General features: G+C 68.6%; 24 protein-coding genes. 12 read left to right on the forward strand and 12 right to left on the reverse strand.

What is annotated here, in order from left to right; translation table 11 throughout:
- Positions 1–67 precede the first annotated feature (67 nt).
- The 5 genes from GGQ87_RS06815 to aguB all read left to right on the forward strand — a co-directional run bounded on the left by GGQ87_RS06815 (position 68) and on the right by aguB (position 6,949).
- Positions 68–1,240 (forward strand): OmpA family protein, encoded by a 1,173-nt coding sequence (locus tag GGQ87_RS06815; protein ID WP_168045919.1) that lies wholly within the window; start codon positions 68–70, stop codon positions 1,238–1,240.
- A gap of 182 nt (positions 1,241–1,422) precedes the next feature.
- The gene (msrA, locus tag GGQ87_RS06820; RefSeq protein WP_168045920.1) at positions 1,423–2,067 is read left to right on the forward strand and encodes a peptide-methionine (S)-S-oxide reductase MsrA; all 645 of its coding nucleotides are present in this window, start codon (positions 1,423–1,425) and stop codon (positions 2,065–2,067) included.
- A gap of 189 nt (positions 2,068–2,256) precedes the next feature.
- A complete protein-coding gene (locus GGQ87_RS06825; protein ID WP_245161424.1) occupies positions 2,257–4,938 on the forward strand; it encodes a TonB-dependent receptor in 2,682 nt (893 codons plus the stop codon).
- Positions 4,939–5,078: 140 nt separating this feature from the next.
- Positions 5,079–6,080, forward strand: coding sequence for an agmatine deiminase family protein (locus tag GGQ87_RS06830; protein WP_168045922.1), 1,002 nt, complete (start codon positions 5,079–5,081; stop codon positions 6,078–6,080).
- Positions 6,080–6,949, forward strand: coding sequence for an N-carbamoylputrescine amidase (aguB, locus tag GGQ87_RS06835; protein WP_168045923.1), 870 nt, complete (start codon positions 6,080–6,082; stop codon positions 6,947–6,949). The genes GGQ87_RS06830 and aguB overlap by 1 nt, the downstream gene beginning before the upstream one ends.
- Here aguB and GGQ87_RS06840 read toward each other — a convergent pair.
- The 5 genes from GGQ87_RS06840 to GGQ87_RS06860 form a co-directional block, all read right to left on the reverse strand.
- Entirely contained in the window at positions 6,930–7,700 is a 771-nt protein-coding gene (locus GGQ87_RS06840; RefSeq protein ID WP_342448317.1) for a phosphatase PAP2 family protein, read from the reverse strand. The two genes, aguB and GGQ87_RS06840, sit on opposite strands and share 20 nt — an antisense overlap.
- Positions 7,697–8,206 (reverse strand): hypothetical protein, encoded by a 510-nt coding sequence (locus GGQ87_RS06845; protein ID WP_168045924.1) that lies wholly within the window; start codon positions 8,204–8,206, stop codon positions 7,697–7,699. Before GGQ87_RS06845 ends, GGQ87_RS06840 begins: the two co-directional genes overlap by 4 nt.
- A 110-nt stretch (positions 8,207–8,316) precedes the next feature.
- Complete coding sequence (locus GGQ87_RS15260) at positions 8,317–8,700, reverse strand: ribonuclease (protein ID WP_209282408.1); 384 nt, start codon at positions 8,698–8,700, stop codon at positions 8,317–8,319.
- A 129-nt stretch (positions 8,701–8,829) separates the two neighbouring features.
- Positions 8,830–9,882, reverse strand: a complete 1,053-nt coding sequence (locus GGQ87_RS06855) for a 1,9-bis(guanidino)-5-aza-nonane synthase (protein ID WP_168045926.1) — start codon at positions 9,880–9,882, stop codon at positions 8,830–8,832.
- 116 nt (positions 9,883–9,998) lie between these two features.
- Entirely contained in the window at positions 9,999–11,264 is a 1,266-nt protein-coding gene (locus GGQ87_RS06860; protein ID WP_168045928.1) for a type III PLP-dependent enzyme, read from the reverse strand.
- A gap of 261 nt (positions 11,265–11,525) precedes the next feature.
- Here GGQ87_RS06860 and GGQ87_RS06865 point away from each other — a divergent pair, with 261 nt between their 5' ends.
- From GGQ87_RS06865 to GGQ87_RS06885, 5 genes are all read left to right on the forward strand, one after another.
- Complete coding sequence (locus GGQ87_RS06865; RefSeq protein WP_168045930.1) at positions 11,526–14,324, forward strand: M16 family metallopeptidase; 2,799 nt, start codon at positions 11,526–11,528, stop codon at positions 14,322–14,324.
- Positions 14,325–14,447: 123 nt separating this feature from the next.
- On the forward strand, positions 14,448–15,245 hold the full coding sequence (phnC, locus tag GGQ87_RS06870) for a phosphonate ABC transporter ATP-binding protein (protein WP_168045932.1): 798 nt from the start codon (positions 14,448–14,450) through the stop codon (positions 15,243–15,245).
- Positions 15,242–16,240: a phosphate/phosphite/phosphonate ABC transporter substrate-binding protein gene (gene phnD / locus GGQ87_RS06875; protein ID WP_168045934.1), complete on the forward strand. Its 999-nt coding sequence runs from the start codon at positions 15,242–15,244 to the stop codon at positions 16,238–16,240. Before phnC ends, phnD begins: the two co-directional genes overlap by 4 nt.
- On the forward strand, positions 16,237–17,052 hold the full coding sequence (gene phnE / locus GGQ87_RS06880; protein ID WP_425339270.1) for a phosphonate ABC transporter, permease protein PhnE: 816 nt from the start codon (positions 16,237–16,239) through the stop codon (positions 17,050–17,052). Before phnD ends, phnE begins: the two co-directional genes overlap by 4 nt.
- Before the next feature lie 67 nt (positions 17,053–17,119).
- The gene (locus GGQ87_RS06885; protein ID WP_168045936.1) at positions 17,120–17,323 is read left to right on the forward strand and encodes a hypothetical protein; all 204 of its coding nucleotides are present in this window, start codon (positions 17,120–17,122) and stop codon (positions 17,321–17,323) included.
- Between the two features lie 3 nt (positions 17,324–17,326).
- Here GGQ87_RS06885 and thrS read toward each other — a convergent pair whose 3' ends face one another.
- From thrS to GGQ87_RS06905, 4 genes are read right to left on the reverse strand one after another with little or no spacing between them, the layout of a single operon-like run.
- On the reverse strand, positions 17,327–19,249 hold the full coding sequence (thrS, locus tag GGQ87_RS06890; protein WP_168045938.1) for a threonine--tRNA ligase: 1,923 nt from the start codon (positions 19,247–19,249) through the stop codon (positions 17,327–17,329).
- Positions 19,246–19,497 (reverse strand): membrane protein insertion efficiency factor YidD, encoded by a 252-nt coding sequence (gene yidD, locus GGQ87_RS06895; protein ID WP_168045940.1) that lies wholly within the window; start codon positions 19,495–19,497, stop codon positions 19,246–19,248. The genes thrS and yidD overlap by 4 nt, the downstream gene beginning before the upstream one ends.
- A gap of 44 nt (positions 19,498–19,541) precedes the next feature.
- Positions 19,542–20,012: an iron-sulfur cluster assembly scaffold protein gene (locus GGQ87_RS06900; RefSeq protein ID WP_168045942.1), complete on the reverse strand. Its 471-nt coding sequence runs from the start codon at positions 20,010–20,012 to the stop codon at positions 19,542–19,544.
- A 45-nt stretch (positions 20,013–20,057) separates the two neighbouring features.
- On the reverse strand, positions 20,058–20,870 hold the full coding sequence (locus GGQ87_RS06905) for a tetratricopeptide repeat protein (protein WP_168045944.1): 813 nt from the start codon (positions 20,868–20,870) through the stop codon (positions 20,058–20,060).
- Between the two features lie 94 nt (positions 20,871–20,964).
- Here GGQ87_RS06905 and GGQ87_RS06910 point away from each other — a divergent pair, with 94 nt between their 5' ends.
- Together GGQ87_RS06910 and GGQ87_RS06915 are read left to right on the forward strand one after the other, a co-directional pair.
- On the forward strand, positions 20,965–22,362 hold the full coding sequence (locus GGQ87_RS06910) for a leucyl aminopeptidase family protein (protein ID WP_168045946.1): 1,398 nt from the start codon (positions 20,965–20,967) through the stop codon (positions 22,360–22,362).
- 69 nt (positions 22,363–22,431) lie between these two features.
- Positions 22,432–23,229 (forward strand): C40 family peptidase, encoded by a 798-nt coding sequence (locus GGQ87_RS06915; RefSeq protein ID WP_245161425.1) that lies wholly within the window; start codon positions 22,432–22,434, stop codon positions 23,227–23,229.
- Here the strand turns inward: GGQ87_RS06915 and queG are convergent.
- The 3 genes from queG to fzlA form a co-directional block, all read right to left on the reverse strand.
- Entirely contained in the window at positions 23,220–24,338 is a 1,119-nt protein-coding gene (gene queG, locus GGQ87_RS06920; protein WP_168045950.1) for a tRNA epoxyqueuosine(34) reductase QueG, read from the reverse strand. The two genes, GGQ87_RS06915 and queG, sit on opposite strands and share 10 nt — an antisense overlap.
- Before the next feature lie 4 nt (positions 24,339–24,342).
- Positions 24,343–25,371 carry a hypothetical protein gene (locus tag GGQ87_RS06925; protein ID WP_168045952.1) on the reverse strand — a complete coding sequence of 343 codons (1,029 nt, stop codon included), beginning with the start codon at positions 25,369–25,371 and terminating at the stop codon, positions 24,343–24,345.
- A gap of 97 nt (positions 25,372–25,468) precedes the next feature.
- Entirely contained in the window at positions 25,469–26,152 is a 684-nt protein-coding gene (gene fzlA, locus GGQ87_RS06930) for an FtsZ-binding protein FzlA (RefSeq protein ID WP_168045954.1), read from the reverse strand.
- Positions 26,153–26,203: the final 51 nt, after the last annotated feature.

A 26,203-nucleotide genomic window follows, 5' to 3' on the forward strand; every position in this document is an offset into this window, starting at 1 on the left:
GAGGGTGCAAGCGGCGGCTCGTGCGCCGCCTTGAGCAATTCACCTGGGCTGCGGAGGGCATCCACCCATGCGCGTTAAGACTTTCATTCTGGCGTCCAGCGCCGCGGGGGCTCTGGCCCTTTCGGCCGGCGTCGCGGCTGCCGAGCCGAACGGCTGGTACGGCGCGGTCGATGTGGGCTACCACACGATCGACGACCTGGAACTGGTTTCGCAGACCACGGGCCCCCAGTGGGACTTCGAGGTCGATGACGACTGGGCGGCGTTCGCCCGTCTGGGCTACCGTTTCACGCCCAACTGGCGCGTGGAACTCGAAGGCGGCTACCGCAGCGGTGAAATCGGCACCGTCGTGAACCCGGGCGGCAACGTGCCGACCGGCGTTTGCAACGCCATCCCGGCCGCCGGCCCCTGCGAAAACCCCGAAGGCGACATCAGCGCCACCACGCTGATGGCCAACGTCATCTATGACTTCGGCAACGAAGACTCGATGCTGCGTCCGTTCATCGGCCTCGGCGCCGGTGTCGCGCGGGTCAACACCGAGTTCCTCGGCACCCTCGGCGGCCGTCGCACGACCGCGGTCGGCGCCGACGACAGCTCGACCAAGCTGGCGGCGCAAGCCATCGCCGGTCTGGCGTGGCAGCTGTCGGACCGGGCTCACCTGGACCTGACCTACCGCTACCTGATGACGAACATGGAGTTCAACACGTTCGTCTCGGTGGCCGCTGACGCCCCGCTGGTCGGCCCGTTCGCCGGCCGTTACGACGACAGCCACACCATCAGCCTGGGCCTGCGCTATGCGTTCGGCGCCGACGAGCCGGTCTACACCGCGCCGCCGCCCCCGCCGCCCCCGCCGCCCCCGCCTCCGCCCCCGCCGCCTCCCCCGCCGCCGCCGCCGCCTGCGCGTCCGGTTGCGCGTGAGTTCGTGGTCTACTTCGACTGGGATCGTTCGGACCTCACGGCCGAAGCCCGCTCGGTGGTCACGCAGGCCGCCAACTACGCCAAGTCGGGCCGTCCGACCCGCGTTCTGGTCGTCGGCCACGCCGACACCTCGGGTTCGGCTGCCTACAACGTCGGCCTGTCCAACCGCCGCGCCCGCACCGTTGCGGACGCGCTGGTCGCCCAGGGCGTCAACGGCGGCGTGATCTCGCTGGACGGCAAGGGTGAAACCGCCCTGGCCCGCCCGACCGCCGACGGCGTTCGCGAGCCTCTGAACCGCCGCGCCACCATCGGCATCAACTTCTAGGACGGTTTTCGGGCGCTGCACGAAGCGCCCGGACAACCACCTGGAAGGCCGAACGGCCTGCGACACGACAGCACCGCCGGTCCCTCACGGGGCCGGCGGTCTTGTTTTAGGCGCACGTCGGGTGAACCATCCGACCGCGGCCACCGTATGCTTCAGGTGCGGCGTCCGCGCGGAGTCTCCCCATGACCAGCCGTCCTCTCGTCAGTTTTGTCTTCCTTGGCCTCGTCGCCTGCTCCCCCGGATCCGCCGAAAGCGCTCCGAACTCACCCCAGGCGGGCGACACGGGCCGGCGCGAGACGGCCGTGTTCGCCGGCGGATGCTTCTGGTCCGTCGAAGCGAATTTCGAGCGGATCCCCGGCGTGGTCGCCGCGGTGTCCGGCTTCGCCGGAGGCTCCACGGCCAATCCCTCCTACGAACAGGTCGTCCGCGGCGGGACGGGGCATGTCGAAGCCGTCCAGGTGACCTTCGACCCGGGCCGGATCAGCTACCGCCAGCTGGTGGACCGCTTCTGGTTGACCATCGACCCCACGGATCCGGACGGCCAGTTCTGCGATCAGGGCCCGTCCTATGCGACGGCCGTCTTCGCCAGCCGGACCCAGAAGTCCGTGGCCGAGGCCTCGCGCCGGGCCGCCGCCTCACGCCTCGGTCAGGCGCGGTTTGTCACGCCTGTGCGGGACGCCGCCCGGTTCTGGCCTGCCGAGGCCTATCATCAGGACTTCGCTCGCCGGAATCCCGCGCGCTATGGGGGCTACAGCCAGTTCTGTGGCAGGACTGCGAGGCTCCGCGCGGTGTGGGGTGAGGCCGCCGCTTCGTCCGATCACGGATAAAGCCAACCATCCACAGACAATCCACCCACAGCGGTGTGTCTCCCGCGCCACCCGGCCGGACTGTCATATCACTGTCACACGAATGTCGTCCCAGTTTCCGATGGGGCCCGTAGAGGGAGCGGGATTTCAGCCGGCCGAGGCCGGACGGTGGGCGTTCGCGCTCTTCTTCATCGGGGATAGATGACAATGATGAACCGCAAACGCGTGTTCTGGGCGACGACCGCCCTCTTCACCGGCCTGTTGGCCGCCGGCGCCGCTTCGGCCCAGTCGTCGGGCACCGTCGCGACCGAGGCCACGGAAGTCGATACCGTTGTCATCACCGGCGTGCGCGGGCCGCGCGAAGTCGGCGGGGCCGTCGCCCAGAACGTCGACAAGACGCGTTCGACCATCGGTCAGGAACTGATCGCCCGTCAGAACCCCGGCCAGACCATCCTGCAGACCCTGAACCTGGTCCCGGGCCTGAACTTCACCAATTCGGACCCTTACGGCAACTCGGGCGGCAACATCCGTCTGCGCGGCTTCGACGGTAACCGCGTCGGCCTGGCCTTCGACGGCGTGCCGCTGAACGACACCGGCAACTATGCGACCTTCACCAACCAGCAGCTCGATCCGGAGCTGATCGAGCGCGCCAGCGTCAGCCAGGGCACGACCGACGTCGACAGCCCGACCGCGGCGGCCCTCGGCGGCATCATCAACTACACCAGCGCCCGTCCGTACGATGAAGCGGGTCTGACGGTGAACGGCTCGGCCGGCGAGTTCAACTACCTCCGCGGCTTCGTGCGCGCAGACACCGGCGCCTTCGGCCCGTGGGGCACGACGGCCTACGCCACCTACTCCTATACGAACTATGACAAGTTCAAGGGCCCGGGCGAGCTCGAGAAGAAGCAGGTCAACGGCCGTATCTACCAGGACCTGGGCGACGGCGATTTCGCCAGCCTGTCCGGCCACTGGAACGTCAACCGCAACGCCTTCTACAACAACTTCATCAACCTCGCTCAGTTCGAGTCGGGCAACTACCTCGAGAACGACATCGCCTGCATCCGTCCGCTGGCGGTCAACGGCACCGTCCAGAACGAAAACACCCAGGCGGTTCGCGTCCAGTCTGACGGCAGCCTCGCCAACGGCAGTTGCACCAACTACGCCGGCCTGCGCATCAACCCGTCGAACACGGGCAACATCCGCGGCCAGTTCAGCTACGGCCTGACCGACAACCTGCGCTTCACCTTCGATCCGTCGTACCAGTTCACCATGGCCAACGGCGGCGGTTTCACCGTCGTGTCCGAGCGTGACGACCGTCTGGACCTCGGCGGCGCGACCGGCGTCGACCTGAACGGCGACACCGACACGCTCGACAGCGTCACCCTCTACACGCCGTCGAACACCAACACGAACCGCTACGGCGTTCTGAGCTCGCTCATCTGGGATCTGAACGACGATCACCGCCTGCGCGCGTCGTACACGCTGGACTACGGCATCCACCGCCAGACCGGTGAAGCCGTCCGCACCGACCGCTTCGCCAACCCGATCGACGTCTTCGGCGGCTCGAAGAACTGGGGCTCGCCGGAAGACCGTGTCTTCGCCTTCAACAACAACTCGTGGTTCCGGACCCGCGACCGTCGCTCGGTCGCCATCCTGAACCAGCTGACCCTCGATTACCGCGGTCAGTTCTTCAACGACGCCCTGACCATCTCGATCGGCGCCCGCGCCCCGATGTTCAAGCGTGAACTGGATCAGTTCTGCTACACGCAGAACGGCACCAACACCGTGCTCTGCACCGCCCAGACCCCGGTCGGCTTCACCACCACGACCAACCCGGGCACCGGCGTCGTCACGACCACCCCGAACGCCGGCATGACCACGGGCGCCAACGGCAACGTCGCCTTCATCGGCAACACCAACCAGTACGTCGCCCCGTATCAGTCCGAGTTCAAATACGACGACATCCTGCCCAACATCGCCATCGGCTATGACTTCGGCGACAGCAGCGTCTACGCCAGCTACTCCGAGCAGATCGCGGTTCCGCGGACCGACAACCTCTACACCGCCTACCGTGTGCCGAACGCCACGACCGTCCAGCCGATCGCGCTGAACGACGTGGATCCGGAGTTCACCAAGAACTACGAAGTCGGCTACCGCTACACGACCTCGTCGGTTGTGGCCTCGGTCGCCGCCTACATGAACCAGTACAGCAACCGCGTCGTGTCGACCCTCGACAACGACCCGACCTCGGAAACCTTCAACACCACCATCGACCGCAACATCGGTGAAGTTGAAACCCGCGGCGTCGAAGGTTCGATCGGCTGGCAGGTTCTGGAGAGCTTCTCGCTCTACGGCGCCTTCACCTACACGGACTCGGAACTGCAGGAAGACCAGATCGTCGGCCAGTTCACCTGCCCGGCCGTCTCCCCGGTCCCGCCGGCCAACGGCGCTGGCTGCGTGCCCGGCGAGCGTTCGCCGCTGCTCATCCCGACCAAGGGCAAGCAGGTCGTCGAGACCCCGGAATGGCAAGTCTCGCTGCGCGCCGACTGGCAGGTCACCGACGCCTTCTCGGTGGGTCTGCAAGGCAAGTGGGTCGACGAGCGCTTCACCACGGACGTCAACGACGAAGTGGTCCCGTCCTACACGGTCGTCGATTTCGACGCCCGCTACGACCTGACCGACACCTTCGGCATCAAGGACGCCTTCGTTCAGCTGAACGTGAGCAACCTGTTCGACGAGCAGTACCCGATCAACATCTCCTCGGGTCAGCACGCGCTGAACCTGGCCGATGTGAACCCGGGCCCGGGCGTGAACCCGCGCACCGGCTCGCCGCGCACCTTCGGCGTCGCCGCTCCGCGCACCGCCGTCATCACCATCGGCACGCGCTTCTAAAACGCGTTCCACACCAAGACGCGAAGGGCGGCCCGGTGATGGGCCGCCCTTTTGCGTTGCGGAGAACGTTGAAGTCGCGGCCCCCGGTGTCTATCTGGCGCGGCTGGCCCTTCGCTCCTGCCCGAGGACACCTCCGCTCCATGACCACGCCCGTCCCCGCCGAATGGTCGCCGCACCGCGCCATGTGGGTCGGCTGGCCCAGTCACGGCGAACTCTGGGAGGACAACCTCGAACCGGCCCAGGCCGAGGTCGAGGCGCTGGTCCGCGCCCTGACGGGACCCGGCCGCGAGACCGTCAAACTCATGGGGGGCAAGCCCGAGGCCCTGGACGAGGCCCGCGCCCGCTTCGACGGCGTCGCCAACCTCGAGATCGTCGACGGCCGCTTCGGCGACATCTGGCTGAGGGACACCGGCCCGATCTTCGGCGCCGGCTCGGCCCGCGCCGCCGCCTTCCGCTTCAACGGCTGGGGCGGAAAATACGACCTCGAGCACGACGACACGGTCTCCACCCAGATCGGCCAACAGTCGGGCACCCCGCTCGACCGCCACGACTTCATCCTCGAGGGCGGGGCGCTGGATCATGACGGGCAGGGGACCATCCTCACCACCCGCCAGTGCCTGCTGAACCCCAACCGCAACACTGGCTGGACCGAGGCCGCCGCCGAACAGGCGCTGACCCCCTCTCTCGGCGCCCGCAAGGTGCTTTGGCTGGGTGACGGTCTGCTCAATGACCACACCGACGGCCATGTCGACAATCTGGCGCGCTTCGTCGCGCCCGGCGTCGTCGCCTGTCCCGTCGCCTGGGGCCGTGGCGATCCCAACGACGACGTCTATGCCGAGGTGGCCCGGGCCCTGTCGGAGATGACCGACGCCGAGGGGCAGCCGATCCGCATCCTGCCCCTGCCGTCCCCCGGCTTCGTCGGCGACGAGGACGAGAAGCCGATCCCCGCCAGCCATATGAACTTTCTCATCGCCAACGGCGCGGTGATCGTGCCCACCTACGGCGACGCCCGCGCCGCCGACCTCGTGTGCCAAGGCCTGAAGACCGTTTTCCCGGATCGCGAGATCATCCCCCTGCCGTCCCTCGCCATTCTCTCCGGCGGCGGATCCTTCCACTGCATCTCTCAGCAGGAGCCCGCCTGATGGCCAGAACGATCTCGGTCGCCGCCCTCCAGACGTCCTATGGCGAGGACCTGCAGGCGAACATCGACAAGACCATCGGCCTGATCCGCGACGCCGCCGGCAAGGGGGCGCAGGTCATCCTGCCGTCCGAACTGTTCCAGGGCCCTTACTTCTGCGTCAGCCAGGAGGAGAAGTGGTTCGCCACCGCCCATCCCTGGCGCGAGCATCCCTGCGTCACCGCCCTCCAGCCGGTCGCCGCCGAACTGGGCGTCGCCATCCCCGTCTCGATCTTCGAGCGCGAGGGGCCGCACTATTTCAACTCGATGGTCATGCTGGACGCCGACGGCTCCGCGCTCGGCCTCTATCGCAAGAGCCACATCCCTGACGGCCCCGGCTATCAGGAGAAATACTATTTCCGGCCCGGCGACACCGGCTTCAAGGTCTGGAACACCCGCCACGGCCGCGTCGGCGTCGGCATCTGCTGGGACCAATGGTACCCCGAGACCGCGCGGGCGATGATGCTGCAGGGCGCCGAGGTGCTGTTCTATCCGACCGCCATCGGCTCGGAGCCGCACGACAAGGAGCTGGACACCGCCGATCCGTGGCGGCGCGCCATGCAGGGCCATGCCGTCTCCAATGTCGTGCCGGTCGTCGGGGCCAACCGCACCGGGGCGGAATACGCCACCGAGGTAGGCCAGGTCTTCTACGGCTCATCGTTCATCGCCGATCATCGCGGCGATCTGGTCGAGAGCTTTGGCCGCGAGGAGGAGGGGGCGTTGGTCCACACCTTCGACCTCGACTACATCGACCGCCACCGCGCCGCCTGGGGCTTCTTCCGGGACCGGCGCACGGACCTGTACGGCTCGCTGGTCAGTCCCCGGCCATCCTGAGGGCTCGCCGCTCGGCGGCGCAGGCGGGGCTGGAAAGCCCCTCGGCGCGAGCCGCAGCGATCTCCAGGCGGGCCGACTCCATATCGACGGTAAATCCGGGCGAGGCGCTGGCCTGCTCATAGATCGTCTGGCCCAGCCGCAGGCCGTCTTCGACGTCGGACGGCCAGTTGGTGGCGCAGACGGCGCGGCTGATCCCGATTTCGCGTCCCATGGCCCGTGCAGCCCCGGCGCGATCCGGGGCGAGGGCCGCGAACAACTCCCCATAGGCTCCGCCCGCCACGGCCGCCGCCGCTGGCCACGAGCCGCCGGCCTTCTGAGCTTCGGTCAGACGCTGGCAGGCGCGCCGCTCGGGATCGACTATGGTGGGACGAGGCCGGGGATGGGCCTCGGCGAGCCTTTCCGTCAACACGGCGGAGTCCGTCAGCAGCCGCGCCATGATCCGCGTCAGGGCGGGGCGCGGCCCTCCGGTCAGCCGTGTCCCGAGTACGCAGTCGAAATGTTGCGCGGCTTCCGGTGGACGGATTTCGGCGTGGGCTGTGGCCATCCACCAGCGATCCGTGTCCTCGAACGCTCTCAGCGCTTCCGACGCGGCCAGATCGCCCTGATCGCTCCAGACGCCCGCTCCATCGGCCAATGCCTCGATCCGGTCGGGCGGCAGATAGCCGGTCACGGCTTCGGGCGTCAGCGACGGCGAGGCGCCCGCGCAGGCCGTCATCAGGGCGCAGGCGGCCAGGGCGGCCGCCGGTCTCACCGTCCGGCGGTCCAGGTAAGCTGCACGCTGGTCGGCTCTCCGTCGACGCGGGTGGCTACGACGCTCAGCAACTGGCCGCGGCCGTTCACCCCGTCGCCGGCGCTGTAGCCCATGGAGTCGCCGTTGTTCATCGTATTGATTGACTTCAAGCCCGCCGCCTCGGCCCGTTGGCGATAGAAGGCGACGACATCGGCGGGGCTTGCCTCTGTGGTGAACTCGACGATCCCGCCGGGGCCCTCGGCGCTCTGCGCCTGGGTCGCCGGGCCGCCCGGCGAACCGCCCGGGTAGATCACGGCAAAGGCAGGCGCGCCGTCGGCCGCCGGCGTAGCGGAGGCAGCGGCAGGGGCGGGCGCCATGCGGGCAGTGCTGTCAGCGGTAGCCGGCGCCGCAACGCTTTCCGCAGCGGCGGCGCCTTCGGCATTGGCCTCATCGGCCGGGCGGGACTGCCCACACCCGGCCAGAACCATGGCCCCCACGATGGCGGTGGCCGCAAGACTGCGCTTCATCCCTCGGTCGTCCCTGAAAAAGACTGTGTCGTTGGCTTCACCGTGGCCCAAGCCTGCGGCGGCGGCAAGGCGGGTTCGCGCCGCACCCTGGGCGGGAGGTGACGTTCCGTTCAGCCTGACGCGGCGTCGGCGTTATTGCCCATGCCCGGCTTGCCCTCGACGGGATCGCCGGCTGGCCCGGTGAAGCCGGTTCCCGCCTCGTCGTCGCCGGTATTGTTGATCGGCTGGTCGGAGTCGGCGCCCTGCGGCGGCGAGGTGGCGGAACGCATGCCTTCGCTGGCCAGACTTTCGTTGATCGCGTCTTGATCCGGATCGATCTCGGACCCGGTCGCGGCGCCGCCCTGCAGCGAACCGGCGCGCGTGTCAGAGCCCATCCCGCTGCCGGAAACCGCTTCGGTCAGGGCGTCGGGCGTGCGGCCCAGATCGGGTTTTTCGCCCATGTCGTCCGCCTCCCGGGCGTCTTCCGTCTGCTGCGACTGTTGCTGCTGGGTCATGGCGAACTCCTTCGCCCCGATAAGCGGATCGCCGGGTTCGCGGTTCCGTGGAGCCGGCCCGCCGCCGGTTTCAGGCACGAAAAAGGGCCGGGATTCGCATCCCGGCCCCATCGTTGTTCGATCGGCGTCCTATTTGCCGAACAGCTTGGCCCAGCGGCGCTTGTCCCGGTTCTTCCAGGCGCCCCGGTGGTAGGCGTCAGAGCCGATCAGCGGCACGACCGTGGTGGCCTCGGCGAAGACCATCTGTTCGTGCGTGGTCTGCACCTTGCCCCACGAGGCGGCTTCCTTGAGCGTCGAGGACGAGCAGGCGCCGTCGCGGACGTCGGCGACCGTGATCTGGACGGCATAACGGTGCATCTCGGCCTCGATACCCAGGATCTCGGCGCAGACGACGGTGTCCTGCGCAAAGTTCTTCGGCACGCCGCCGCCGACCATGAACAGGCCGGTAACGCCCGCGGCGATCTTGATGTCGGTCAGTTCGCGGAAGTCGGCCACCGCGTCGATCATCAGATACGGCTTGCCCTCGGCGATCCGCTCCTTCTGGTGCTTGACCAGACCGAAGCCGGCCGAGGAGTCGACGAACGCCGGGCAGAAGATCGGCACGCCTTCTTCATAGGCGGTCTGGATCAGGCTGCCTTCCTTCTTGGCGTTACCTTCCGACAGCCACTTGCCCATCTCCCAGATGAACTCGCGCGAGGAGTAGCCGCGCGGCTCAAGCCGGTTGCAGATTTCCAGGATGGTGTGGTCGCAGGCCTGGAGCTCTTCCTCGTCGATATAGGTGTCATAGATCCGGTCGATGTAGTTGTCGCGCAGGACGTTGTCGTCCACCTCGCCGGCGGCCTGGTAGTGTTTGAAGCCGAGGGCCTCGAAGAAATCCATGTCGACGATCGAGGCGCCAGTGGCGACCACGGCGTCGATCATGCCGAACTTCACCATGTCGCGGTACACGTGCATGCAGCCGCCAGCCGAGGTCGATCCGGCGAGGATCAGCCACGGCGAGCAGTCGGCGTCCTCGATCGCCATATTGAAGATGTCCGCGGCCCGGGCCGTGTCGCGACTCGAGAACGACATCTTGCGCATGCTGTCGATGATCGGACGGGCGTCGAACGACGTGATGTCCACGTGCTCGACGACGTTCTGCAGCAGCTGGGCCTTCTGGTTCGACTGAACTGGAGCGTTCATTGCAAGGGTTTCCCTTTGGTTTGAGCGCCCGTCGTCAAAAGAGACAGCGGCCCGGACGGAGCGACGGGCCGCTGCTTGTTGCTATGCTCCGGCGTCTACAACGCCCGAGTGACGATTTAGCGGCGACGTTGCTTCCGCTGACCGGCCTTGCCCTTGGGACGGCTCAGGCGAACCACCTTGCGGGCCTGTTCCTCGGCCGAGGTGCGCACGGTCGGGATCGATCGTGGCGCCAGGCCGTACAGCGAGGCCATCGGGGCGTCACCGACCATGGCGATGTCGTGCTCGCCATAGCCGTTGAAGCCGGTCGACATGGCCACGCCATAGGCGCCCAGCATGCCGATCTCGATGAAGTCGCCTTCCTGCACATCGGCCGGCAGCCAGAAGGGGCCCGGCATGTGGTCGATGCTGTCGCAGGTCGGGCCGTAGAAACGGAACGGCTTCAGATCGTTCGATGCATCGCCGTCCCGGACCAGCTTGGTCGGGAAGGGCCAGCGCGAGTGGGTGGCGTCGAACAGCGAGCCGTACGACCCGTCGTTCAGATACAGGGCGTCACCCTTGCGCAGGTCGACCCGGCAAAGGACCGACGAGCTTTCGGCGACCAGCGCCCGGCCAGGCTCGCACCACAGTTCGGTGGTGTGGGTGACCGGCATCTCGGCGAAGCCGCGGTGAATGGCGTCGGCGTATTCGCTCATGTCCGGCGGGACCATGCCCGGATAGACCGAGGGGAAGCCGCCGCCGACATCGACGATGTCGACGATCACGCCGGCGCGGGTGATGGCGCGGCCGACCTGGGCCATGGCGGCCTCATAGGCGGACGGGCGCATGCACTGCGAGCCGACGTGGAACGAGACGCCCATCAGCCCGTCCTTGACCGCCTGGCGGGTGGCCAGCAGCAGGGACGGAGCCTGATCCGGCGAGACGCCGAACTTGCCCGACAGGGAGTAGGCCGCGCCGTCCGCCGAAACCGCCATGCGGACGATCAGGTTCAGGTCCGCGGCGCCGCCCGCGGCGTCGATGATCTTGGCCAGCTCGTCATGGCTGTCGAGCGAGAAGGTGCGGACGCCGAATTCGAAATAGGCGCGGGTGATGGCGCCGCGGCTCTTGACCGGGTGCATGAAGGCCAGACGCGCGTCGGCGCTGACCAAACGGACCAGTTCGACCTCGGCGAGCGATGCGACGTCGAAACCGGTGACACCCGCCTCGATCAGGGTCTCGATGACCCAGCGCGAGGGATTGGCCTTCACCGCATAGAAGACGTCAGCGTTCAGATTGTCCTGGAACCAGCGCGCCGCTACGGAAACTGAACGCGGCCGCACGAGTGCGACGGGACGTTCAGGGGACCGCTCGCGGACCAGGTCCAGGGGAAATGGATACGTGCGCAATTCACGTAAACCCCTGTAATTGTTAAACCCAGACCGGCGTTAGCAGCGCAACGTTTAGACCTACGGGGTCCGCCGGAAGCCGCGATGTAGGGTCACGTGCCTGTCATGTAAAGCGGTTTTTTCTAGGCGGGCCCTGAGTTTGCGCGGCTTTGTCAGGGGACGGATCGAAGTCGCGCGCGCGAGCCGCCCTTCGTGACTCAGCCGTAACTTGCCGGGTGAGCGACCGCTGATACCGTCGCGGGCGAACTCTGGGGACTTTCGATGCGCAACGCCGCCTTCCTCGCCGCCGCCGCCGTTCTGCTGGCCGCCCCTTCGGTCGTTCTGGCCCAGGCCTCGCGGCCCGCGCCCGCTTCCGAACTCGCCCGGGGCGTCGACATCCCGTTCGAGGAGTTCACGCTCGACAACGGTCTGCGCGTCGTCGTCCACACCGACCGGAAGGCGCCCGTGGTCGCCGTCGCGGCCTGGTACAACGTCGGGGCCAAGGACGAGCCCGAGGGCCAGACCGGCTACGCCCACCTGTTCGAGCACATCGGCCTGTTCAACCCCACCGAAAACCTGCCGGGCGGCCTGATGGAGCCGCTGCGGGCCATCGGAGCCACGGACTGGAATGGCACCACCTGGTTCGACCGGACCAATTTCTTCCAGACCGTCCCGACCTCCGCCCTCGACCAGGCGCTCTACATGGAGAGCGATCGGATGGGCCACCTGCTGGGAGCGCTCAACCAGGAGCGGCTCGATAACCAGCGCGGCGTTGTCCAAAACGAGAAGCGGCAGGGCGACAACCAGCCCTACGGCCTCGTCTACTACGCCCAGCTCGAGGCGCTCTTCCCGCCCGGCCATCCCTATCGCCACTCCACAGTCGGCTCGATGGCCGACCTCGACGCGGCCAGCCTCGAGGATCTGCGCCAGTGGCACCGCGACAACTACGGCCCGAACAACGCCGTGCTGGTCGTGGCGGGCGACATCGACGCCGCGACCGCCCGTCAGAAGGTCCAGCAGTATTTCGGGCACATTCCCCGTGGTGCGACGAACGAGCCGGCGCAGGCGGACATCCCGACCCTGCCGGCCCGCATCGACCAGCTGATGCACGACCGGGTGCCGAACACCCGCCTGTACCGCACCTGGGTGGTGCCGGGCCTGCTGGCCGAGGAGTCGGCCGATCTGCAGGTGGCCGCCTCCGTGCTCGGCGGTCTGGCCAGCTCACGCCTCGACAACGCTCTCGTGCGCGGCGATGAATCCGCCACCTCCGTCGGCACGGGCTATCAGGCCTTCCACCGCATCGGCATGTTCTCCGTCACCGTGGACGTGAAGCCGGAGCAGGACGCCGACGCCGTGTCCCGCAAGCTCGATGACCTGATCGCCGACTTCGTTGCCAACGGCCCCACCGCCGACGAGATCGCCCGCACCGTCACCAGCACCCTGTCCGGCCAGATTCAGGCGCTGGAGCCGGTCGGCGGCTTCGGCGGCAAGGCCGTCGTCCTCGCCGAGGGCGAGCTCTACGCCGGCGACCCCGGCTTCTACCGCAAGGAGCTGGCCGCCATGGGCGCGGTCACGCCCGCCTCGGTCAAGTCGGTCATGGGCCGCTGGCTGACCCGTCCGGTGCTCGCCACGCGAGTCGATCCCGGCGACCGCGAGCCCTACGCCGAGGCCGCCGACACCCGACCGGCGCCGGCCCCGGCCGCGCCGCTGCCGGTCACCCCCCGCACGCCGATGCCCGGCGTCGGCGTCATGAAGGCGCTGGACTTCCCCGCCGTCGAGCGCGCCCGCCTGTCGAACGGCATCGAGGTGATCTACGCCCGCTCGACGACCGTGCCGACCACCCGCGTGGCCGTGGACTTCAATGCGGGCGTCGCCGCCGATCCGGCCGATGCGCCGGGCACGCAGCGGCTGATGCTCGACCTGCTGACCGAGGGCACGACCGGCAAGACCGCCGTGCAGATCGCGGAGGAGGAGGAACGGCTGGGCGCCGACGTTGCCGCCTTCGCCAGCGTCGACCGCACCACCGTCGGTCTGACGGCTCTCAGCGCCAATCTGGAGCCGTCGCTCGACCTTCTGGCCGAAGTGATCCGCAACCCGGCGTTCCGCGCCGCCGACATCGAACGTCGCCGCAACCAGCAGCTGGCCTCCATCGCCCAGGAGAAGAGCTCGCCCAACGGTATGGGAGCCCGCGCTCTGCCGGTGGTGCTGTACGGCCCCGAACACCCCTACGGCCGCGCCTGGTCGGGCCTCGGCGCCACAGAGGCGGTTCAGGCCCTCGACCGGGATGATCTCACCGGCTTCCACCAGCGCTGGATCCGGCCCGACAACGCACAGCTGTTTGTCGTGTCCGACCGTCCCCTGGCCGAACTGACGCCGCTGCTCGAAGCGCGCTTCGGCGCCTGGGCCGCGCCCGCCGTCGCCAGGGGAACCAAGAGCTTCGATGCGCCAATCCCGGCCGGCCGCCCCCGCGTGGTCCTGATCGACCGGCCCCAGTCGCCGCAGTCGCTGATCATGGGCGGTATCGTCCTGCCGGTCACCGGCCGCGACGATCTGGTCACCCTGAACGCCGCCAACGAGGTCATCGGCAACGGCTTCCTGTCCCGCATCAATCAGGACATCCGCGAGACCCGCGGCTGGTCCTACGGCCTCAACGGCCGGGTCAATCTGCTCGAGCACCAGACGCCCTACATCGTCAATGCGCCTGTCCAGTCCGACCGCACCGGCGAGTCCATCGCCGTCCTGATCGACCAGTACCGCGGCTTCCTCTCCGACCGGGGCGTGACGCCCGCCGAGCGCGACCGCACGGTCAACGGCAACGTCCGCCAGCTGCCGGGCAGCTTCGAGACCTCGGCCGCCGTGCTGAACGCCCTGCGCACCAACGCCCTCTACGGCCGCCCCGACAACTATTGGGAGACCTTGGCGCCCCGCTACGAGGCCCTGACGCCCGCGGCCATGGACGCCTCGGCCAGGCAGGTTCTCGACAGCACCAACATGGTCTGGGTCGTCGTCGGCGACGCCGCGGTGGTCCGGCCCCAGCTGGAAAGCCTCGGTCTGGAAGTGGAAGTCCGGGCGGCGCAATAGGCGGCCCCGCCCCCTCCGCTGCCGTCACGCTGGACGAAATCGTCGCGGCCGTGCCATTAAGACTTGCCCCAAGGGCCCGTTCGGGCCATGCGGCGCGCCCCTGCAACCGTCGACAGTCTGTCCATGACCGCATCCGCCGCCGCCGTCGCGTCCGTCCGGGACGTGTCCAAGACCTTCGGCGCCCGCAAGGCGCTGAACGGCGTGTCCGTCGAGGTCGGGGCGGGTGAAATGGTGGCCCTGATCGGCCCGTCGGGCTCGGGCAAGTCGACCCTGCTACGCTCCATCACCGGTCTCCAGAGCATCGACGGCGGCAAGGGTGTGATCGAGGTCTTCGGCGAGGTCGTGCAGAAGAACGGCCGCACCACCGGCCAGTGCCGCTCGGCCCGCCAGAAGCTCGGCATGATCTTCCAGCAGTTCAATCTGGTCGGCCGTCTGTCGCTGTTCTCCAACGTCATGCTCGGCGCCCTCGGCCGCATCCCCGGCTGGCAGGGGCTGCTTGGCGTCTGGCCGTCCGCGGACAAGCAGAAGGCCATGGCGGCCCTGCATCGCGTCGGCGTCGCCGACTACGCGGCCCAGCGCGCCAACACCCTGTCCGGCGGCCAGCAGCAGCGCGGCGCCATCGCCCGGGCGCTAGTCCAGGGCGCGAAAGCCATCCTCGCCGACGAGCCGGTCGCCTCGCTCGATCCGGTGTCGGCTCGCAAGGTCATGGAATTGCTCGTCGAGCTGAACAAGCGCGACGGCCTCGGCGTCATCGTCACCCTGCACCAGGTCGACTACGCTATCCGCTACTGCGACCGCGTCATCGCGCTCAAGGCGGGCAAGATCGTCTATGACGGCCCGTCGACCGGTCTCGACACCAAACAGCTTATCGACATCTACGGTCCCGAGTTCGAGGACGCGTTCTGGGAAGCCAAGGCATGACCCTGCCATCCTTCACCCGCCGGCTGGCGCTGGCCGCCCTTCTCGCCCTCGGCGTCGCCTCGTGTGGCGGCGGCGACGACACCAAGGCCGGCGGCGCGCCGGACGAGATCGTCTTCTCCATCCTCTCCGCCGAGGGCCAGGCCTCGGCCGGCCCGCTGTGGCAGCCGCTGCTGGACGACATGTCCAAGGCCATCGGCGTTCCGGTGAAGCCCTATTTCGGCTCGAACTACACCGTTCTGGTGAAGGCCATGGAGGGCAACCAGACCCACGTCGCCTGGTTCTCGGCCAAGCCCGCCATCGAGGCCATCGACCGCGCCCAGGCCGAGGTCATCGCCCGCACCGTCAACAAGGAGGGGATGGACAGCTATCGCTCCACCCTGATCGTCCGCACCGGCTCGGGCATCACGCTCGACCAGGTCCTGGCCTGCGGCAAGCGCTACGACTTCGGCATCGGCGACGCCCAGTCGACCTCGGGCACGCTGGCTCCGATGGCCTTCCTGTTCAATCCGCGTGGCGTCGTTCCGGCCCAGTGCTTCAAGACCGTGCGCTCGGCCAACCACCAGGCCAACGCCTTCTCGGTGGCCTCTGGCGTGCTCGATGTGGCGACCTCCAACACCGTCAACGCGGTCTTCCTCGCCAAGCAGAACCCGCAGGTGGCCAGCCAGATTCAGGAAATCTGGCAGTCGCCGCCGATCCCCGAGAGCGGCATCCTGATCCGCGAGGATCTCGACCCGGCGCTCAAGGAAAAGATCCGCAGCTTCTTCCTGACCTACGGCCAGGGCGACACCGCCGAGGCCCGGCGCCAGCGTCAGATCCTGACCACACTCGAATATTCGCGCTTCAGCGCGGCCGACGACAGCTATCTGAACCCCGTCCGGGAAATGGTCGCCGACCAGCAGCTGGGCGAGGCGCGCGCCAAGGGCGACACTGCCGCGGCCGCCACGGCCGAACGCGAACTGCAGCGGCTGCGCAGCCTGCGTGAGGTCCAGCCTTGACCGACGCCGTCGCCCGGCCTGCCGCCGCGATCCCCAACCCGCCCGTCAAGTCGATGGGCGCGTGGGTGCTCGACGTCCTGATCTGGGGCGGCGTCGCGGCCCTGCTGGTCTACAGCTTCGGCCCGGTCGAACTGAACCACGCCACCCGTCTGTTCGACCCGTCGGAAAGCACCCGCAATTTCGCCCGCGAACTGCTGAGGCCTGACCTGACCGACTGGCGGCTGTTCGTCTCCAAGATGTGGGAGACCATCCAGATCGCGCTCTGGGGCACCTTCCTGGCCGTCTTCGCCGCCATTCCCATGGGGCTCGCGGCCGCCCGCAACATCGCGCCGGTGTGGGTCGTCACGCCGGTTCGCTGGGTCATGAACCTGCTGCGGTCGATCCCTGATCTGGTCATTGGCCTGCTGTTCGTCGTCGCCGTCGGGCTGGGGCCGCTGCCCGGCGTCCTCGCCATCGCCCTGAACACCGCCGGCGTTCTGGCCAAGCTGTTTTCCGAGGCCGTCGAGTCCATCGACAAGGGGCCGGTCGAGGGCGTCCGCGCCACCGGGGCCACCAAGCTGCACGAGATCGTCTGGGGCGTGATCCCGCAGGTTGCGCCGCTGTGGACCTCCTTCGCCCTCTACCGCTTCGAGTCCAACAGCCGCTCGGCCACCGTGCTCGGTCTGATCGGGGCGGGCGGCATCGGCCAGGTGCTGTTTGACCGCATGAACGCCTTCGACTTCCGCGACGTCTCGGCCATCGTGATCATCGTGGTCGTCGCCGTGACCCTGATCGACATGCTGTCTCAGGCCATGCGCAAGCGCCTGCTGTAACGGACCTCACGTCGTCCTCGCCGGTTGTCCTCCCGGAGCCGTCCTTGGCTCCGGCAGGAGATCCACCGTGGCCATTCTCGACAACATGTTCCAGCCCACGTCCGGCGACAGCGGAAAGACCGGCGCGAACGACACCGACGGCGGCGCTGAGCCGCAGGTGTCGCTGCTGAACGACGAAACCGATCAGAACGAGGACGGCACGCTCGATCACGAGCAGGGCGCCGCGCCGACGTCGCCCATGGCGGACGACGCCGACGCCTCCGGTTTCTGACGGTCAGCCGCGCAGGTCGGGCGGGGTCGCCTCTTCGGTCAGGATGCGAATGGCCTCCTCGACCGTGACCACCTCCTGCGCCTGCGAGCCGAGACGGCGCAGCGCCACCTTGCCCTCGGCGGCCTCGTTCTTGCCGACCACGGCGATGACCGGCACCTTGCCGACGGAGTGTTCGCGGACCTTGTAGCCGACCTTCTCGTTGCGCAGGTCGATCTCGGTGCGCAGGCCTGCCGCCTTGAATTTCGCCACCACCTCGCGGGCGTAGTCGTCGGCCTCGGAGACGATCGTCGCCACCACCGCCTGCGTCGGCGCAAGCCACAAGGGGAAGGCCCCGGCGTAGTTCTCGATCATGATGCCGATGAACCGCTCGAAGCTGCCGAGGATGGCCCGGTGCAGCATGACCGGCCGATGCTTCTGGCCGTCCTCGCCGATGTATTCCGCGTTCAGCCGCTCGGGCAGGACGTAGTCGAGCTGCAGTGTGCCGCAGGTCCACTCCCGGCCGATGGCGTCCTTGACCACGAAGTCCAGCTTGGGCGCATAGAAGGCGCCGTCGCCCTCGGCGATGACCGGATCGACCCCGGCCAGCCGCGCGGCCTCGCCCAGCATGCCCTCAGCCTTGTCCCAGAACTCGTCGGAACCAGCACGGACATCCGGGCGCGTGGCCAGATTGATGTAGGCCGTCTGCATGCCCAGATCGGCATGGACGATCTTGGTCAGCTCGATGAACCGGCGCGTCTCGTCGACGATCTGGTCCTCGCGGCAGAAGATGTGGGCGTCGTCCTGGGTGAAGCCGCGGACCCGCATCAGGCCGTGCAGTGCCCCGGACGGCTCATAGCGGTGGCAGGCCCCGAACTCGGCCATGCGCAGCGGCAGCTCGCGGTATGACCGCTGGCCGATGCCGAAGATCTGGACGTGGCCCGGGCAGTTCATCGGCTTGAGGGACAGGGTCTCGCCCTCGACCGTCTCGCACACGAACATGTTGGGCCGGTATTTCTCCCAGTGGCCCGAGGCCTCCCAGAACTTCCGGTCCAGCACCTGCGGCGTCTTCACCTCGACATAGCCGGCGGCGTCGAGCCGGCGGCGCATATAGGCCTCGATGACCTGCCACAGCACCCAGCCCTTGGGATGCCAGAAGACCATGCCCCGGCCCTCTTCCTGCATGTGGAAGAGCTCCATGGCGCGGCCGATCTTGCGGTGGTCGCGCTTCTCGGCCTCCTCGACGCGCAGCAGATAGGCGTCGAGATCCTCCTTGGTGGCCCAGGCCGTCGCATAGATGCGCTGCAGTTGCGGATTGCGGTGGTCGCCGCGCCAGTAGGCGCCGGCCAGCTTGGTCAGTTTGAAGGCCTTGCCGACGAACTTGGTCGAGGGGAAATGCGGCCCCCGGCACAGGTCGACCCAGCCGCCCGTGGCGTAGGTCGTGATCGTCTCATCCGCCGGCAGATCGCGGATCAACTCGGCCTTGAACGTCTCGCCCTTGGCCTCGAACAGCTTGATGGCCTCGTCACGATCCCAGACCTGACGGACCAACTTCTCGTCGCGGTCGACGATCTCGGCCATCTTCTTCTCGATGGCGGCGAAGTCGTCGGTCGAGAACGGCTCTTCGCGGAAGAAGTCGTAATAGAATCCGTCCTCGATGGCTGGACCGATGGTCACCTGGGTGCCGGGGAACAGCTCCTGCACCGCCTGCGCCAGCACGTGCGCCGCATCGTGGCGGATGGTCTCCAGCGCCTCGGGATCGTCGCGCATGATCAGGCGGAAGGCGCCGCCGCTTTCCAGCGGACGGTCCAAGTCCCACTGTTTGCCGTTGATCTCGGCCAGGGCCGCCCGCTTGGCCAGCGACGGCGAAATGGAGGCGGCGACGTCGCGGCCCGTGGAGCCGTCGGGATATTCGCGGCTGGCGCCGTCGGGGAATTTCAGTTCGATCATCGTTCAGTCTTTGCAGGCGGCGGAACCGGGTCATAGCCCGATTTGCCGAATGGATGGCATTTGCAGAGGCGCCGGACGGTGAGCCATCCCCCCTTGACCGGTCCGTGCTGGATCAGCGCGTCCCGGCCATAGTCGGAGCAGGTCGGCAGGAACCGGCACTGCTGCCCGATCAGGGGCGACAGCGTCAGCTTGTAGCCGCGATGGGCCAGCCGGACGCCGCGTTCGTAGAGATTACCGCCGGGTGCCATGTCGCCGCGCTTATCCCCCGAGGCAGGCTCCGGGGCAACGGGCGCTATGCAGCGCCGGCGAGGCTAGTTCGCGTGTCGGGGCTCTTGCGCGCCAGCGCCTGCTTGACGGCGTCCAGCGTCGCTTCGATCGCCACCATGGTCGAGGCATGCCGCGCCGGATAGTCGGCGACCAGCTTCAACGCTCGCAGCCCTTCGAACCGACCCTCAGGACCTTCCCCGCCGGACTTGAGCATCGCCGTCATGGCGTGGCGGGCGGCCTCGATCTCTTCGGCCGAGGCGCCGAGTACGCTCTCGCCCAGAACGCCCGCCGCCGCCTGTCCGAGGGCGCAGGCCTTCACGTCCTGGGCGAAGTCGGCGATGCGCCCGGCGTCGTCCAGAACCACGTCCACAATGGCTTTCGACCCGCACAGCTTGGCCACCCGCTCGCCCGTGCCCGCAGGCGCAGCCAGCCGTCCGCTGTGCGGCAGGTTCGCGGCCAGCTTGAGGATGCGCGCGCTGTACAGCTCGTCGATCATGGCTCGAAGATAGGCGGGCAGGGGGGCGGAGTGAAGCCCGGGCCTTCAGCCGCCCTGCAGGGAACCCCAGGTCCGCGCCTGATCCGCGGCGCCCGCGCCGGTCCGGGCCCGCAGCCATTCCAGATTGCGGTCGGCGGCGTCCGGCGGCAGGTCGCGGCGCATCATCTGCTCGGCCTCGTCCATCTTTCCGTTCAGCCCCAGCGCCATGGCGAGGTTCAGCCGCACCTTCAGCGAGGCCCCCGGCTGGGCGGCGGCGCGGCGCAGCAGCGGCTCGGCGGCCGTCGTATCGCCCCGCGTCATCGCCGACATCGCCATATTGGTCAGTACATCGGGATTGTCCGGCGACAGCTGCAGCGCCCGGGCCCACGCCATCTGCGCGTCCTGCGACCGCCGCACCTGCTCATAGGCCGTGCCCAGCAGGGACCAGGCGCGCCAGTCGTTCGGCCGGGCGTCCCGCGCCTTCTCCAGCGCAGCGACGCCGTAGAAGGCCTGACCGCGCGCGATATGGCCCCGGCCGACCTCCAGCATCGCCTCGACGTTGTCGGGCTGGATCAGCAGAACCCGCTCGGCCATCTCGGCGGCCTCGACGTAGCGACCCAGCTCGCGCATCGACTGCGCCGCCTTCACCCCGGCGACCGGGTCGCGCGGGTCGATCTCGGCCTGTTCGGTCCAGAAGACGGAGCGGCTCAGGGCGTCGGCCCGGTCGTAGGCGGCGCGGGCCTCGGCGCTGGCGGGTGTGCGCGGCGCGGCGGCGGGCGCTGCTGGTGCGGTTTGTTGCGCGAGGGCGGGCGCGCCGACCACCAACAATGGCGCGGCGAGCAGGACGATGGTTGCGATGCGGGCGGTCGTGCGCGACATGGAAGGCGCTCCGGAAGGTTCGGGCTCCAGACTCGGCCCTTCGCGTCAATCCTTGGTTAAGATCGGCCTTCTTCGGCCGGAAAGGCCGCCTGCGATGTCCGCCCTCCACCCCGACTTGCTGACCACCGACGCCGACGGCGCCCTGCCGGTCCGCATCGTGAAGAAGGATGCGTCGATCGAGGGGGTCTGGAGCGCCTGGGCCCGCGCCAACGACTTCACCGGCAAGACCGGCCAGTTGCTGCTCCTGCCCGGCTCGGACGATGGAGTCTCCGGCGCCCTGTTCGGGGCGGGCGAGACCTTCGACCCGCAGTCCACCCGCGCCCTCGCCGCCAGACTGCCCGAAGGTCTGTGGCGGCTGGAGGGTCTCGAGCCAGCGCAGGCCGCTCCGGCCGCGCTCGCCTTCGCCCTCGGGACCTACCGCTTCGACCGATACAAAACCCGGCCCGCCAGTGCTGTCCGACTGGCCGTGGACCCTACAGTCGACGTCGCCGCCATCCAGCGGATCGCCGCCGCCTGCGCCCTCGCGCGCGAGATGGTCGACACGCCCGCCGCCGACATGGGCCCGCTGCAGATCGAGACCATCGCCCGCGAGATCGCTGGCCAATCCGGCGCCTCCATCAGCGTCGTCGCCGGTGACGCCCTGCTCGACGACAACTATCCCGCCGTCCACGCCGTCGGACGCGCCGCAACTCCGCACCGCGCACCCCGCGTCATCGAGCTGGGCTGGAACCTCGACCGGGCCGACCTCCCGCTCGTCGCCCTCGTCGGCAAGGGTGTGGTCTTCGACACCGGCGGCCTCGACATCAAGGCCGCCGCGGGCATGCGCAACATGAAGAAGGACATGGGCGGCTCGGCCCATGCCCTGGCCCTAGGTCGACTGGTCATGCAGGCCGGCTTGCCAGTGCGGCTGGTCGTCCTGGTCGCCGCCGTCGAGAACGCCATCTCCGCAGACGCCTTCCGACCGGGCGACATCCTCAACAGCCGCAAGGGGCTGACCATCGAGATCGGCAATACCGACGCCGAAGGCCGGCTGATCCTTGCCGACATCCTGACGCGCGCAGGCGAGCATTCTCCTGACCTGACGCTCGACTTCGCCACCCTGACCGGCGCTGCCCGCATCGCTCTCGGCCCCGAACTGCCCCCGCTCTACACGGACGACGAGACATTGGCCGCAGACCTGCTCGAGGCGTCGCGCGCCGTCGGCGACCCCCTGTGGCGCATGCCGCTGTGGCCTGGCTATCGAGCGTCGATCGAAACCGAGATCGCCGACGTCCGCAATGACTCCGCCGCCTGGGCCCAAGCCGGCTCCGTCACCGCCGCCCTGTTCCTGCAGAAATTCGCGCCGACGACGGGCTCATGGGCCCACATGGACATCTTCGCCTGGAACTCCCGCGCGCAGCCCGGCCGCCCCGAGGGGGCCGAAGCCCAGGCCCTGCGCGCCTGTTTCGAGATGCTGTCCCGGCGCTTCCCCGCTGACGCTTCGCCACGATAAAGCCTCCGTTCGTTAACGGCCCTTTCGGCATATCGCGGCATGCTGCGCTCTCAACCGGACGCGCCTTGCTTGACCCCAGACGCCGCCTCGACTGATCCCCGCACCACGCTCGCACGGCCCGACCTGGCCGAGCAGGCGCTGGAGGGGCTCGTGCGCGCGGACAGCTATCTGCCCGCCCGGCCGATGCACGCCGCCGTCCCCGTCGCCGACCTTCATGCCGGCGCTGCCCCGGCTTCGGAACGCATCGACCAGCTTCTGTTCGGCGAGGCGTTCGACGTGCTGGACCAGCAAGGCGACCGCCTCTGGGGCCGTGCTCGCCGCGACGGCATGGTCGGCTGGGTTTCCGCCTCGGCCCTGCGCCCCGGCGCGCCGCGCCCGAGCCACCGGGTAACCGCCATCGACGCCCCCCTGCCGCTGAACGCCCTGGTCGCCGAGGGCGATCTGCCCGCCTCCGACCTGTCCCCCGTCGGCGCATTCGAAAGCGACCCCGTCGCCGTCGCCGAACGCCTGCTCGGCGTGCGGCACAGCCTCGGCGCCCGGTCATCGGCCGCCACCGACTGCTCGGGTCTGATCCAGCAGGCCCTCTATGCCTGCGGCCTCGCCGGCCCGCGTCATTCGGACCAGCAGGCCGAACTCGGTGTCGCCGTCGAACGCGACACCGCCGGTCGCGGCGATCTCGTTATCTGGCTCGCCGAACCGGGCGAGCACAGCTGGACCGGCCACTCAGCCTTCATGCTCGACACCGACCGCGTGCTCCACGCCACCGGCCACCACGGCGCCGTCGTCATCGAGAGCTTCGCCGAGGCCGACGCCCGCTACCGCGCCGACGGCTTCCACGCCCCGGTCTTCCGCCGCCTTCAGGCCTGATCGCCCGTCCACTCCGTCTGGACTGAAGTATTCGCCTCGCCTCCCAGCCGCTCGGCCCGGAGCGCCCCGAAGCCGGGTTCGTCCATCAGCCGCGACAGCGCCCACACCGCCGCGCCCCGCACCAGCGGGGAGGCATCGTCCAGCAGCCCCCGCGCCGATGCGATCAGCGCCGCATCCCCGCTGTTGCCGATCGCATAGAGAACGTTGCGCACGAACCGGTCCCGCCCGATCCGCTTGACCGGGCTTTTCGAGAACAGGGCCCGGAACGCGGCGTCGTCCAGCGCCGCCAGATCGGCCAGCCGCGGCGACACCAACGCCTCCCGCGCCTGCACCCGCGCCTCGTGCGAGGTCACCGCGAACTTGTTCCAGGGGCAGACGGCCAGACAGTCGTCGCAGCCATAGATCCGCGACCCCGTCATCGACCGGAACTCGACCGGCCACGGCCCCGCGAACTCGATAGTCAGATAGGACAGGCACCGCCGCGCATCGAGCTGGAACGGTGCGGGGAACGCCTTTGTCGGGCAGGCATCGAGACAGGCCGTACAGCCCCCGCAATGCTCCGTCTCCGCTGCGTCCGGCTCCAGCTCCGCCGCCGTCAGGATCACGCCGAGGAACAGCCAGTTGCCCCGGCTCCGCGACAGCAGATTGGTGTGTTTCCCCTGCCAGCCGAGCCCCGCGCGCTGCGCCAGCGGCTTCTCCATCAAGGGCGCGGTGTCGACGAACACCTTGACCTCCTCGCCCGTCCGCGCCGCCACCTGCCCGGCCAGCGTCTTCAGCCGGCCCTTGATCAGCTCGTGATAGTCGTCGCCGCGCGCATAGACCGAGATGTATCCCGCCGATGCGTCGTCCATCTCCGGCAGCGGGTCATGCCCCGGTCCGTAGTTGAGCCCCAGCACGATGGCGGTCTTCGCGTCCGGCCACATCGAAGTTGGATGCGCCCGCCGCTCCAGCGTCGTCTCCATCCATCCCATGTCGCCATGCCGCCCGGACCCGACGAAATGCGCCAGCCGTTCCCCGGCGGTCCAAGGCTCCGACGCGGACGCGAACCGGCACACGTCGAACCCGAGGGCCGCCGCCTGCTTCCGGATAGTGTCGCGAGGATCGGGCAAGGTGTCACTGCATGGCTGCCAGCATCAGCTGGCGACGGGAAAATTCGGCGGCACGCTCGGCAACCAGCACTTCCGCCTTCGCCACCACTGCGTTCTGGGCATTGCCGTCGTTGGCCTCCGTGGCCGCGGCGAGGGCGACGTTCTGATCGGCGATCTGCCGCTCCAGCTCGGCGCTGCGATACAGGCTTTCGAGCATCGGCATCAATGCTTGGTACAGGGGAGTGCCGACGAGATCGGGCTCGTTGTCGAGCATCTGCTTGGTACGGGTGGTGGAGAGCGTCATGTCGTCGGCGGCCTCTCGCGAAAGCGCGGCGTGTTCCCGCATCCGACGTACCGTGCCCGCGCGGTCGAACGGCTGACCAAGGACGATCGCGCGGTTGAGCTGAAGCCAGGTGATCGCCACTCTGTTGGCCTCGGCCATCGCATTGGAGAAATAGTAGTTCGGCTCGCCGACCGGCCCTCGCGTGGCGGTGAGCATCAGGATTTCGGCTTCGAGGTGGGCTTCCAGCACCGCGTAGTGCCCGCCGTCCAGCGCCGCCAGATCCCCCGCCCGTCCCGAAGAAGCGGCTACGACGAGGTCGATGTAGGTCTCGCCGGATGACTGCGTCTGACGCAGCAGGGTTCCGATGCGGTCGCGAAGCTCGACCAGACTCTGGGCCGACTGCCGCAGCGCGGGATCCGTGCTGATTGTCGCCGGCAGCGGCGGCGGCGTCGGCGGAAGTCCGCTGAACGCCTCATACTCGGCCGCCATGCCGGCTCGCTGCTCGGCCGCCCACCGCACTGCCCAAGAACGCGCTTCGCGGTTTTTTACGGCGTTCAGAAGGTTCAGGACGTGGTCCTTGCCCTGGCCCAGCGACACCAGCCGGTCTGCACGCTGGTCGATCATCGCCGTGTACGGCGCGCTCCAGGCGGCGCTGCGACCGAGCCAGTCCTGCATGTCGGCGGCCTGGACCTCCAGGCTCTGGACGGCGGGCGGCGGTTCGGTCGTTGAAGCCGCCGCAGGCGTCACGGCGAAAAGCAGCACTGCGGCCAAGGCCGCCTCAGGACGAATGGAAATCACGCAAGCCCCCAATCAACAATGCCCCATCATGGCCCGACGGAGGCCTTCGGGAGAAGCGAAATACAGGGGCTCAGAAGTCGAGGTCGTGGTACCAGACGGAGGGCTGCACGCCCGGAAACCGGTCCGCCAGCAGCGGTCGGAAGCAGGGCCGGGACTTCAGCTTCATGTACCAGGTCTTGAGCGCCGGATACGACGCCCACGGAACCTCGCCGAAATAGTCGAGCACCGACAGATGCGCCGCCGCGACCATGTCGGCCTGGGTGATCCGGCGTCCGGCCAGCGCATCGCGTGCCGCCAGCAGGCCCTCCAGCATCGTCAGATGCGCCTTCAGCGACTCGCGGCCCGCCCTTAGCGCCTTGGCGTCGGGAGACCCCAGCCGCAGCAGCGGCTTCTCCATCCGCTCGTGCAGCAGCACGGCGTTGACCTCGTCGTTGAAGCGGCGGTCGAACCAGCCGACCAGCCGCCGCGTCTCCGCCCGTTCGGCCGGGTCCGACGGCATCAGGAACGGCTCCTTCGAGCGATCCTCCAGCCAGCCCAGAATTGCGGCCGGTTCGCACAGGGTCAGTGTCCGACCCGTCTCGGTCACCTGCAGCACCGGCGGCATGCCGGACGGGTTCAGCGTCGCCACCGGACAACCGTCTTCCCACGGCCGCACCACGGTGTCGGCGAACTCGACCTTGGCCTCGCCCAGCGCCAGCCGCGCGGCGCGGGAGCCGGGGTCGAAGGGGAAATGATACAAGACGCAGGCCGACATGGGCCGATCCATGCGCCAGAGGGCGTTAAGCCCGCGTTAGCCATCGAGGCC

The sequence above is a fragment of the Brevundimonas alba genome (assembly GCF_011927945.1).
Taxonomy (GTDB): domain Bacteria; phylum Pseudomonadota; class Alphaproteobacteria; order Caulobacterales; family Caulobacteraceae; genus Brevundimonas; species Brevundimonas alba.